11 protein-coding genes and 1 pseudogene are annotated in these 11469 nt (G+C 74.1%); all 12 read right to left on the reverse strand.

Translation table 11 applies throughout. From position 1 onward, the window contains the following. Positions 1-203 precede the first annotated feature (203 nt). A complete protein-coding gene (locus tag AB0D01_RS13420) occupies positions 204-659 on the reverse strand; it encodes a GNAT family N-acetyltransferase (protein ID WP_363055275.1) in 456 nt (151 codons plus the stop codon). Positions 660-1164: 505 nt separating this feature from the next. After that, the gene (gene hypE / locus AB0D01_RS13425; protein ID WP_363055395.1) at positions 1165-2232 is read right to left on the reverse strand and encodes a hydrogenase expression/formation protein HypE; all 1068 of its coding nucleotides are present in this window, start codon (positions 2230-2232) and stop codon (positions 1165-1167) included. A 16-nt stretch (positions 2233-2248) separates the two neighbouring features. Continuing rightward, the gene (gene hypD / locus AB0D01_RS13430; protein WP_363055276.1) at positions 2249-3385 is read right to left on the reverse strand and encodes a hydrogenase formation protein HypD; all 1137 of its coding nucleotides are present in this window, start codon (positions 3383-3385) and stop codon (positions 2249-2251) included. 209 nt (positions 3386-3594) lie between these two features. Further along, positions 3595-3855 (reverse strand): annotated as a pseudogene (locus AB0D01_RS13435) (HypC/HybG/HupF family hydrogenase formation chaperone); the annotation flags it as partial. Further along, positions 3824-6283 carry a carbamoyltransferase HypF gene (locus AB0D01_RS13440; RefSeq protein ID WP_363055277.1) on the reverse strand — a complete coding sequence of 820 codons (2460 nt, stop codon included), beginning with the start codon at positions 6281-6283 and terminating at the stop codon, positions 3824-3826. The gene AB0D01_RS13440 and the pseudogene AB0D01_RS13435, both read right to left, overlap by 32 nt. Then, a complete protein-coding gene (hypB, locus tag AB0D01_RS13445) occupies positions 6283-7110 on the reverse strand; it encodes a hydrogenase nickel incorporation protein HypB (RefSeq protein ID WP_363055278.1) in 828 nt (275 codons plus the stop codon). Before hypB ends, AB0D01_RS13440 begins: the two co-directional genes overlap by 1 nt. Before the next feature lie 3 nt (positions 7111-7113). Continuing rightward, entirely contained in the window at positions 7114-7512 is a 399-nt protein-coding gene (locus tag AB0D01_RS13450) for a hydrogenase maturation nickel metallochaperone HypA (RefSeq protein WP_363055279.1), read from the reverse strand. A gap of 24 nt (positions 7513-7536) precedes the next feature. Next, positions 7537-7674, reverse strand: a complete 138-nt coding sequence (locus tag AB0D01_RS13455; RefSeq protein ID WP_363055280.1) for a hypothetical protein — start codon at positions 7672-7674, stop codon at positions 7537-7539. Between the two features lie 147 nt (positions 7675-7821). Further along, on the reverse strand, positions 7822-8475 hold the full coding sequence (locus tag AB0D01_RS13460; protein WP_363055281.1) for a hydrogenase maturation protease: 654 nt from the start codon (positions 8473-8475) through the stop codon (positions 7822-7824). Next, positions 8472-10076 carry a hypothetical protein gene (locus AB0D01_RS13465; RefSeq protein ID WP_363055282.1) on the reverse strand — a complete coding sequence of 535 codons (1605 nt, stop codon included), beginning with the start codon at positions 10074-10076 and terminating at the stop codon, positions 8472-8474. The genes AB0D01_RS13460 and AB0D01_RS13465 overlap by 4 nt, the downstream gene beginning before the upstream one ends. Further along, positions 10073-10786 carry a DUF6084 family protein gene (locus AB0D01_RS13470; protein ID WP_363055283.1) on the reverse strand — a complete coding sequence of 238 codons (714 nt, stop codon included), beginning with the start codon at positions 10784-10786 and terminating at the stop codon, positions 10073-10075. The genes AB0D01_RS13465 and AB0D01_RS13470 overlap by 4 nt, the downstream gene beginning before the upstream one ends. Further along, complete coding sequence (locus AB0D01_RS13475; RefSeq protein ID WP_363055396.1) at positions 10783-11397, reverse strand: DUF5947 family protein; 615 nt, start codon at positions 11395-11397, stop codon at positions 10783-10785. The genes AB0D01_RS13470 and AB0D01_RS13475 overlap by 4 nt, the downstream gene beginning before the upstream one ends. Between the last annotated feature and the right edge of the window lie 72 nt (positions 11398-11469).

Raw genomic sequence — 11469 nt, forward strand, 5'->3', positions numbered from 1 at the left:
CAGGGGGCGGCGCGGGCGCGGGCGCGGCCGGCGCGATCGGTGCGGTGAGGGGGTGTGGGGTGAGGGGCCGCGGGGTGGGAGTGGGGGCGTGAGGGTGAGGGGGCGGCGAGGCGAGCGGCGACGGCCGAGCCCCCGCACCGGGCTCCGGGCGGGGGCTGTCGGGCGGGGCTGCCCAGGGCAGGGGTTACTCGTGTTATCCCTGGTCAGCGGCCCGGGGTCATGTCGTAGGTGACCCACATCGTGCGGGTCGCCACCTGGTCGTACTTCGACCGGGCCCGGTGGTTGTCGTCGGCGGTGATCCACCGCACCACGCTCCACCCGCGCTCGGCGGCCAGTTCGCGCAGGGCGGCGAGCAGCGCGTCGGCCGCACCCGAACCCCGGTCCTCCGGGGCCACGAACAGGTCGTCCAGGAAGCAGCCGGTCGTCGCCGACAGCGGCCGGGCGAAGGGGCGGTAGTGGGCCAGGCCGAGCAGCCTGCCCCCGGTGTCCTGCGCGACCAGGGCGCCCACCTCGTGGGAGGGGTCGTTGATCCAACCCCAGACCGTCGCCGCCGCCTCCTCGGTCTGCTCCACCCGGTAGAAGTCGGCGTACCCGCGGTAGAGGACCCGCCACCGGTCGAAGTCCTCGGGCTGTGCGGCGCGGACCTGGATGTCGGACATGTGGGGTGCTCCCGGCGGTCGAAACGGTTACGGGGGCCGCAGGCCCCGGGGCCCGCAGCCCCTCGTGGTGCAGGCCACCGATCATGGTCGGCCGCGCGGCGGGTGGCAAAAGGCCGCCGTGTCGAAAGCGCGGACGGCGCATCGCCGCCGTGGACAAGGCCGCCGGACACCGCAACGTGGTGCGCGGCCCGGCAGGCGGCGTGCCCCCCACCCACCACTCCCGCCCCGCGACGGCCTCCGCCGCCCTGGACGGGCGGCGGAGGCGGGGGCCCGGGGCCGGGCCCGAGGCGGGTGCGGTGGAGTGGGGTAGGAGGCGCGAGGCGGTGGCGCGGGGCCAGGGCCGGGGCCCGGGGCCAGGTCGGGACCCGGCGGTCGGCCCGTGCCGTGGCCCCGCTCGCTCCTGGGGCCGGCGGCGCCGGATGCCGTGCGGCGGGCACCCGCGTCCCGACGCCCCGGTGCCTTGCCGATCGGGGTGTCGGTGCCCGCTGTGCGGCGGACGTACGGATCAGCAGATGCGCGGAAGCTGCTCGCCGATCGGCAGGTCCACCACCCGAGTGCCGCCGAGACCGGTACGGGCCACCACCATGCCCGGGTGCTCGGCGACGGCCTCGCCGATCACCGCCGCCTCCCGGCCCAGCGGGTGGGCGCGCATCGCGGCGAGGACGGCATCGGCGTGCTCGCGCGGGACGAACGCCACCAGCTTGCCCTCGTTGGCCACGTACAACGGGTCCAGGCCGAGGATCGCGCACGCGTTCGCCACGGGCTCCGGGACCGGGACCCGACCCTCGTGGAGGACGACACCGGTGCCGGAGGCGGCCGCGATCTCGTTCAACGAGGCGGCCAGGCCGCCCCGGGTCGGGTCACGCAACACGTGTAGCTCGGGAGTGACCGCGAGCATGGCCTCGACGAGCTCGCCCAGCGCCGCACAGTCGCTCTCCACGTCCACACCGAACTCCAGGCCCTCGCGGACGCTCATGATCGCCATTCCGTGGACGCCGATCGCGCCGCTGACGATGACGACGTCGCCCGGGACCACCCGCTGCGGGCGAAGGTCGACCCCGGCCGGGATGATGCCGATGCCCGAGGTGTTCACGTAGATCCCGTCACCGTGACCCGCCTCGACGACCTTGGTGTCCCCGGTCACCACCTCGACGCCGGCAGCACGCGCGGCGGCGCCCATCGCCTCGGCGACACGTGCCACCACGGCCAGCTCCACCCCCTCTTCGAGGATGAACCCGCACGACAGGTACGCGGGCCGGGCCCCGCTCATGGCCAGGTCGTTCACGGTCCCGTTGACCGCCAGGTCCCCGATGCAGCCGCCGGGGAAGAACAACGGCCGCACCACGTAGGAGTCCGTGGAGAAGGCGAGCCGTACTCCGCCCAACCGGACGGCCGCCGAGTCCCCGAGCCCGGCGAGCACCTCACCCCCGAACGCAGGAGCGAACAGGTGCTCCACCAGTTCGGCCGACAACGCGCCACCGCCTCCGTGGCCCATCACGATTCGGGGGCGGTCGCGCAGGGGCGCCGGACAGGTCCAATCGGTCACGTCGAGAAGGGCCCGGGGCTGCGCGATCCGGGACGGTGCGATGTCAGGCAACGGGGCTCGCCTCCCGAGAAGTGGCCGGAGCGGCGGCCTGGAGGTCCAGGCGCCGGTAGAGGTAGTAGGCGGCGCACGCGCCCTCGCTGGAGACCATCGTGGCGCCGAGCGGATTGCGCGGAGTGCACAGTCCGCCGAAGGCCTCGCACTCGTGCGGCTTCAGCAGCCCCTGGAGCACCTCGCCGCTTCGGCAGGCGGCAGGCTCCCGCGTGGTGATGCCGGTGACGGAGAAGCGGTGCTCGGCGTCGTACTCCCGATAGCGCGCCGACAGCCGCCAACCGCTGTCCGGGATGACGCCGATGCCCCGCCACGCCCGGTCGGTGACCTCGAACACGTCCTCCAGCATGGCCAGCGCGGCGGGATTGCCCTCCGGGCGGACGGCGCGGGCGTAGGCGTTCTCGACGGTGTGCTCGCCGCGTTCCAACTGCCGCACGGTGCGGCGTACGCCCTCCAGGATGTCCAGCGGCTCGAATCCCGTCACGACGATCGGCACGCGGTGGCGGGCCGCCAGATCCGGGTACTCGGCCATGCCCATGACGCTGCACACGTGTCCGGCCGCCAGGAATCCCTGCACCCGACAACTCGGCGAACGCATGATCGCCTCGATCGCCGGGGGGACGCGCACGTGGGACACGAGCAGGCTGAAGTTCGTGATGCCGAGCTTCCTGGCCTGGTACACCGTCATGGCGTTGGGCGGGGCGGTGGTCTCGAAGCCGATGCCGAAGAACACGACCTGGCGCTCGGGGTTCTGCCGCGCGATCTTCAGGGCGTCCAGCGGGGAGTACACCACCCGTACGTCGCCGCCCTCGCTGCGCACCTGGAACAGGTCGCGGCCGGTTCCGGGCACCCGGAGCATGTCCCCGAAGGAGCAGAAGATCACCTCGGGGCGCGAGGCGATCTCCAGCGCCTTGTCGATGACCTCCAGCGGCGTGACGCACACCGGGCAGCCGGGCCCGTGAATCAACTCAACCTCATCGGGGAGGAGTTGATCGATGCCGTGCCGGATGATGGTGTGGGTTTGGCCACCGCACACCTCCATCAGGGCCCACGGGCGGGTCACCGTGGCGTGGATGTCGTCGAGGAGCCTGCGGGCGAGCTCGGGATCCTGGAACTCGTCGATGTACTTCACCGCTGCGCTTCCTCCTGCCGGCTCTCGCCGTGGGGTGTCGCCGGGGATGCGAAGGCGCCCGGCGCGTTCGGAACGGGTGAGGCGCCCGGTGGGTGCGAGGCGCCGTCCAAGGAGTGCGGGGCCTCGGGCTCGCGGGAGGTCTCGGGGGTGGGGGAGGCTTCGGGGGCGGGGGAGGTCTCGCTCTCGGGCCAGGGGACGCCTCCCGCCCCGGCCGCCGCCTCCCACGGATCACCGAACTCCTCCTGGAGCATGCCGAGTTCCGCGAACAGTTCGAGGGTCTTCAGGGCCGACTCCTCGTCGAGCCGCTGGAGGGCGAAGCCCACGTGGACGATGGCGTACTCACCGACCCGGAGGTCCGGGAGGTACTCCAGGCACACTTCCTTCTGCACGCCGCCGAAATCGACGGTGGCCATGCGGGTGCCGTCCTTCTCCCCGATCTCAAGCACTCTGCCGGGTACCGCCAGGCACATGGGCTTCTCCTCGCTGTGGATGATCCGTAACGCGTGTAACCGCCGCCGCCACCATGAGCTGGCCGAGCGCCAGACCGCCGTCGCCCGGAGGTACCAGGGAGTGCCGGAGCACGGTGAAGCCCCGCCCGCGCAGCTCCCGCGCGCAGGCGCCGGACAGCAGGACGTTGGCGAAGACCCCACCGGTCAGGGCCACGGTCTCCGGGCCGTGCCGGTCCCGCGCGTGCGCGCACACCTCACCGACGAGCGCCGCCACGCCCGCGTGGAACCGGGCGGCGATCACCGAGGGGGACGTGCCGGCCCGTACGTCGGCCACCACGGCCGCCAGCACCGGCGCGGGGTCCGCGACGAGGCAACCCCCGGCGTCCGCGGCCGAGAGCCGGAGGTCAAACGTGTAACCCGCCCGCGCCGCCTCTGTCGCCCCCGCCGGCGCCAGGCATGCCGCCGCCTCCAGCTCGATCGCCGCCTGAGCCTCGTACCCGGCCTCGTGGCACACGCCCGCGAGAGAGGAGACGGCGTCGAAGAGCCTCCCCATGCTGGAAGTAAGCACGCAGTTCAGGCCGCGCTCCAACTGGGTTGCCAACACGTGCAACTCGGTGGGTGGGCAGGCCGCCACGCACGGCAGGTCCGCGCTCCACGGCAGCCCCGCCGCCCGCAGCAGGGACAGCGCCATCCGGTAAGGGCGCCGCACGGCCGCGTCGCCACCCGGCAGCGATGCGTACGCCAGGTGCGCATAACGCGTGTAACCCGCGTAGTCGGCGATCAGGAACTCCCCGCCCCACACCGCCCCGTCGTCCCCGTACCCGGTGCCGTCGAAGGCGACCCCGATCACCGGGCGGGCCCCGTCGAGACCGTGCTCGGCCATCGCGGACGCCACGTGCGCGTGATGGTGCTGAACACGTGTCACCGGACGCGGGCCGGCGTGTTCGCGGGCCCACCGGCCGGAGCGGTAACCCGGGTGCCGGTCCGCGGCGAGCATGACCGGACCGACCCCCGTGATCGACTCCAACTGCCGTTCGGCGCCATCGAAGGCGCGCAGCGTCGCCAGGTCGTCCATGTCCCCGATGTGCGCGGACAGCCAGGCCCTGCGCCCCTCCCCGAGGCAGAACGCGTTCTTCAGGTCCCCGCCCACCGCGAGCGCGGCCGGCACCGGCACCGGCAGGGTCAGCGGCAGCGGCGCGTATCCCCGGGCCCGCCGCAGGACCAACGGTGCGCCGTCGCAGACCCGTACGACGGAATCGTCGCAGGGCACGTGGATCGGCCGGTCGTGCGTCAGCCAGGCGTCCGCGATGCCCCCGAGCCGCTCCAGGGCCTCGGCCTCGACGGTGACGATGGGCTCGCCCGAGAGGTTCCCGCTGGTCATCACGAGCAACCGCGGCCCCTCCGGGTCCCCCGGCAGCCCCAGCAGCAGATGGTGCACGGGCGTGTAGGGGAGCATCATCCCCAGATCGGGACTGCCCGGGGCGACGGCGTCGAACCGTTCGTCCCGCCCGGCGGTCTCCCCGGGGCCCTCGGCAACCCCGTCCCGCCCCCCGTCCCGCGCCCCGTGCCGCTCCGCGCCCGCGCGCCGCAGCAGGACGATGGGCCGGGCCCCGCCGGTGAGCAGCTCCCGTTCCGCGGGCCCGACGGGCACGAGACGCTCGACGTCCGCGACCTCCCGGGCCATCAACGCGAACGGCTTGTCCCCGCGCCCCTTGCGGCGCCGCAACTCCGCCACCGCCACCGGGTTCGAGGCGTCGCAGGCCAGGTGGTAGCCCCCGAGCCCCTTCACCGCCAGGATCCCGCCCTCGGCCAGCACCCGGCGGGCCCCGGCCACCGGGTCGACCCCCGCCACCTCGCGCGGCGGCCGTCCGGCGAGCAGGCGCAGCCGGGGTCCGCAGGCCGGGCAGGCGACGGGTTGCGCGTGAAACCGCCGGTCGGCGGGGTCCTCGTACTCGTGGGCGCAGTCCGGGCACATCGGGAAGCGGGCCATCGTGGTGTGCGCGCGGTCGTACGGCAGACCGGTGACGATGGTGAAACGCGGTCCGCAGTGCGTGCAGGTGATGAACGGATGCCGATGGCGCCGGTCGGCCGGGTCCCGCAACTCCGCGAGGCAGTCCGCGCAGGTGGCCGTGTCCGGGGAGACGAGCGTCCGGGCCGGACCACCGGCCCGCGAGGCGACGATGCTGAAGCCGGACCCGCCCGCGAGGGGGACCTCGCAGTGGTCGACGGCGTCCACGACGGCCAGCGGCGGGGCTTCCGCGGCGAGCCGTTCGCAGAACTCCCGCACCGCCGCCGCAGATCCCTCCACCTCGGCGACGACCCCCTCGGGGGTGTTGGTGACGTGCCCCGCGAGGCCGAGCCCGGTGGCCCGTACGTACACGTAGGGGCGGAATCCGACGCCCTGCACCACGCCCCGGACGGTGACCCGGCGGCGCTGCACGGCTTCCATCAGCGGGTCTGCGCCACGGGCAGGGGGGAGCAACTCGTGTCGTGGTCGTGGTCGTGGTCGTGCGAGTGCGAGTGCGAGTGCGTGTGGCCGTCGTGGGCGTGCCCGTCCTGGGCGTGTCCGTCCGCGCGCGCCGCCTCCGCGGCCATCACCGGTACGTGCGCGGCCGCACCCGTACCCGTACCGACGGACAGGGCCCGCTCCAGGAGCAGCCCGACCCCCTCACCCGTACGGGCCGAGGTCAGCAGCACCTCCACGCCGGGGTTGACCCGCTGGACGTTCGCCCGGAAGCCGGCCTCGTCGAAGTCGACGGCGTCGGCGATGTCCGTCTTGGTGACCACCACCAGCTGGGCGAGTCCGAACGCCGTCGGGTACTTCAGCGGCTTGTCCTCGCCCTCCGTGACCGAGGCGAGCACCACCCGCAGGGATTCCCCGAGGTCGTACGAGGCGGGACAGACGAGGTTGCCGACGTTCTCCACGAACAGCAGTCGCGTGTCGACGGGCAGCCATCCGTCCAGGTGGCGGCCCAGCATCGAGGCCTCCAGATGGCACAGTCCGTCCGTGAGCACCTGCTTGACCGGTACGCCCGAACGCGCCAACCGGACCGCGTCGTTCTCGGTCGCGAGGTCGGCGGTGAGCGCGGCGACCGTGACCTCCCGCTCCCGGGCCAGGAGCAGTTCGCGCTCCAGCAACGCCGTCTTGCCGCTGCCCGGACTGGACAGCAGGTTGACGACCGCGGTGCCCCGTTCGGTCAGTTCGGCGCGCAGCGCGTGCGCCGCCACGTCGTTCTTGGCGAGTACCGCCTGCCTCAGATCGACCACTCGACACATGGTTCAGGCCTCCTCGGAGATGGGTTCACGGGCGGGGCCGGCGCAGTCGGGGTCGTCTTCCCAGGTCACGCTGAGGATCCGTAGCTCGCGGCCCGAGATCAGCTCGACGTCCGAAGCCCGCCCGCAGCCGGGACAGCACAGGTCGGGGGGCATGCCGACCGCCCACTCGTGCGCGCAGCCGCCGCACCGGGCGCGGGCGGGCACGGGGCGGGTGACGAGTACCGCGCCCTCCAGGACCGTTCCGGCGCAGGCCAGTTCGAAGCAGAACGCGAGCGAATCCGGTACCACTCCGGCCAGTTCGCCGACCTGGAGCTCGACACGGTCCACCCTGCGGGCGCCGCCGGCCCCCGCCGCTTCTTCCACCTGGCCCACGACGGCCATGGCGATCGACATCTCGTGCATCGGACTCCGTCCTGCCGCCGCTCATTACAGCGGCAGGACGGGGCCGGTGCGGTCGGGCACGCCGACGCCCCGCACGCCCCGTACGCCATTCGGGCGCGGGGCGTGCGGGGCGTGCGGGGCGTACGTGGCGTACGTGGGAGTGCGGACGGTGCCGGGGGGCACGGGCTCACATGCGGCTGATCCGCAGGTAGCGCTTGAGGTCCGGGAGGACCTGGGTGAGCACGACGGCCACGACCAGGGCCGCGGCCGTACCGATGACGCACTTCTTCACGGTATTCTCCTCGTGGTGACTACCGCACGCTGATCGCCTCACGGGGCACTCCTCGGGTCTGGACGGCCCCCGGCCGCGGCCACGGCCGGGGCGGGAGGTCGCGCTGCGGATCCGGCGCCGGGCGCCGGGTCGGCCGCGCGGGCTTCGGCGTCGGTTCCGGCTTCGGAGACGGGGTGGGCGCCGGTGCCGTCGGCCAAGAGGTCCAGGACCATCCGGACCGCGCCCGGTACGGCCTCGGCCACCGCCGGGCTCAGTCCGATGCCCTCCTCGACGCAGGCGGGCTCGCAGCCCACGACCAGGGTGCGCCGGGGCGGCGTGGAGTCCGTTCCCGCGCACAGGGTGCCCAGCAGGGCGAGGACGGCGTCGGGGGACATGTGGTGCCCGTCCAGGACGGCCGCGCCGGGCTCCACGCGCCCCGCCCCGCCCGCGCCCGACGGCTCGGCCTCGATCAGGTACAGGGTTCCGGGCGGGCCTCCGCGGGCGGTGGCGTCGACCAGGACGAGCGTGTCGTACCCGTCCAGGAGCTGGTACGCCAGGTGCACCCCGCGCACCCCGAAGTCCACGACCTCGACGTGCGCCGGCAGGGGCCGCGCGGACAGCGCCCGCACCGCCTCGACGCCGAACCCGTCGTCGCCGAGGAAGAAGTTGCCGATGCCGGCGACCAGCACCCGGCCGTGCGTCGTACCGTTCACGGGCCCTCCAACGGAGTGATCTCGTCGGGCTGGAAGTACAGGAACCGTCCCTGCTCCCGACGGATGTCCGCCCCCGGATCGCCCTCCACGGTGACGGCGAGGTGCACCCCGCCGTCCACGTCGTGCAGGACGGCCTCGACCAGCGCGGCCCGGCCCTGGAGGAACAGGTCCTGGGCGTCGGTGCGCCGCAGGCCGGGCCGCAGCCGCACGCGGCTGCCCACGCCGACCGGGGTGCCGTCGACGAGGATCCGGTCGCTGTCCGGGGCGGCGGGGGCGGTCCGTTCCGCGTGGGCGGGGTCCCACCAGGGCGTGTCCGGGCGGAACACCGCGTCGTTCCCGTCGGCGGGCTCCACGCCGAGCGACGGGGAGGGCGTCGGGGCCGGAGACGGGGCCGGCGACGCGGCGGGCGACGGCGACGGTTCTGGAGGCCCGGTGATCGCCCGCAGACCGCGTACCGCGCCGTGGAGGCGTTCCCACACCTCGGGCGGCATCGAGTCGGCCATGTCGATCACGGCGGCGGCACGGGGATCCGTCCCGCGCGCCTCGCGCTTCTCCTGCTCCGTGAGGGTCGCGGTGCGCAGGGCGAGGATCTCGTCGATCTCCAGGGCGTCGTACATGGCGCCCGCGCTCTCCGGGGCGATGGACGGGTGGTCCTCCAGGATGATGGGGGAGGAGAGGACCACGTCCGCGCGGCCCGCAGCGCCCGCCGGCACCGGCCAGGCGTGCCGGTTCTCGCAGCCGGCGACCGCCCCCCGGGCCCATTCGGGCGGGTCGGTCATCGACAGGAACGATCCGGCGCTCAGCCCCAGCATCAGGTGGGCGGCGACCAGCGAGTGGGGCAAAGCCGCCTCGCGGCCGCCCGCCCCGAGCGGGTCGGGGGCCCAGGCACTGGTGTTCTCCACCACCGCCGTGAGCTTCACGACCCGGTACGGGCCGTCGAGTTCGGCGGCGGACAGGCGCAGCACGCCGTCGAGGCGTCCCGTACGCCGCACCAGCCGGCCGACGGTCCGGCCGGCGCCGTCCGACACCGGCTCGACCTCCTCGCGGGCGGGCCGGGCGAACGGCAGGAGGACGTCGCCGCCGTCGAGCAACTCCGCCACGCCGACGGACACTTCGACGCGCTCCTCCGTCCCCTCGTCCCACGGGACCAACACCCGGTCGGGCAGGTGTAGTTCGGGAACCTCGGCGAACGAGCCGTCGGCCCGGGCCTCGTGGACCGTACGGCGCTGCGCGTGCAGGAAGCGCAGCTCGACCCGGAGCGTCGCCGCGCCCCGGGGCTCCATCAGGACCTCGGTCCGCTGGAACGTCGGCTCCTGCTGCTCGGGGGCCCAGGCGGGCGGGACCAGTACGCCGAACTGCCAGCGCATCCGGTTCTTGGCCGCCGAGGCGCGGTAGGGGTAGAGGACGTACCCCTCGAAGAGGACGGCGTCGGCGACCTGCCGGGCGGTGGCGAACGGATCCTCGCCCGCGGGCCGGTCGGGCCGGTCGGGCTGCTGGGCGTCCTCGGCGGGCTGCGGGGCGGGGGGTCGGTCGGCGGGCTGCGTGGCGGCGGGCCGGTCTGCGGGCCGGTCGGCCGTCGTGGGGTGCGAGGTGGCGGTCACGGGGCCGTCCTCTCGGAGACGGTGACCCGAGGCAGTACGGTCCCCAGTCGCAGGGGCTCCGACGGGGGCTCGGGGGCGGCGGCGTCGAGCAGGGCCCGCACCGTGGCCTCCCAGGAGGCGAGGGAGTGACGCGAGCGGAACGCGAGCAGCTCCGCCATCGTGTCGCGGGGCAGCCGCAGCCAGCCGCACCCCGGGAAGTGCTGCTCGACCATCTCGCGCCAGACGGTGGCCGGCAGCCGGTACGAGGCCTCGCGGTCCCAGGGCACCGGCTCGACGCGGAAGCCGCCGGCGCCGGTGAAGGCCGTGCCGGAGAACAGCATCAGCAAGGGGGCCTCGCCGTCCTCCAGCGCGTTGAAGTAGCGGGTGGAGGCGATGTCCATGTCGTAGGTGCAGGGGACGACGAGGTCGATCTCGGTCTCCCCGGTGAAGCTGGGCACCATGACCGAGACCTGGGCGAACTGCACCGGCTGGAGCGTGTTGCCCCAACGGGAACGTTCCCCGAACAGGTCCGCGAGGCCTTGGGCCTCGGTGCCCGAGTAGTCGCGTCGGGCGGGCTCGATGCGCAGCTGGCAGCGCAGGGCGAGGGCGTGAACCCGGACGTCGGCGCCGGCGGTGACGCGGAGCCGGAAGACGAGGGTGGGGCCGGCGGCGTAGGGGTCGGCGCGGACTGCGTTACACGTGAAACCCAGCTCGGTCGGGGTCGGGGTCATGACGCCATTCCCTCCTCCAGGATGCGGGCCCTGCGCCCGACCTGCTCGAAGAAGGCGTCGAGGGCGGCCCGAGCCTCGGCCCCGCCATCGAAGCCCTGCCACAGCATGCGCATTCGCCCCACCAGCTCGTAGCAGATGTCGATCGGCACCAGATGGCACGTGTTACCGCCCGCGGGGGCGCGGCGCAACAGCAACGCCTCCACGTCCGGTTCGAGCAGTACGGCCAGCCGGGTGGCGCCCAGCACGCTCTCCCAGGTCCGTGGGTCGAGTTCGCTCTCGGTGGCCCCCGCCGGGCTGGGGTAGAGGGCGACCAGCCGGTCGAGCGCGGCGTTGCGGAAGAAGAACGCGACACCGACGGGGATCCGCAACGCCTCCCAGGCGCTCTCGTCGATCCGGTGACCGGGGTCGGCGAGGTAGCGGTCCGGGACGGCTCGGTAGCGCCCGGTCCGGGCGTCCGCCCGGTCGAACAGCAGGGCGCAGGCGGTGCAGGCGCAGACGAGGGAGCGGCGTTGGGTCTCCACGAGGTGGCGGTGGCCCTCCTCGGGCACCACCACCCCGCACAGTTCGCAGGCCTCGGCCCGGGGCTTACGGGGCCCCGCGAACCGCCGCAGGCCACGCGGCCCGCCCGCCGTCCGGGCCGCCGCCGACTGGCCCGGCCCGGAGAGTCCGGGAAGGTGAGGGCT

It is taken from the genome of Streptomyces sp. NPDC048606, assembly GCF_040650855.1.
In the GTDB taxonomy this organism is placed as follows: domain Bacteria; phylum Actinomycetota; class Actinomycetes; order Streptomycetales; family Streptomycetaceae; genus Streptomyces.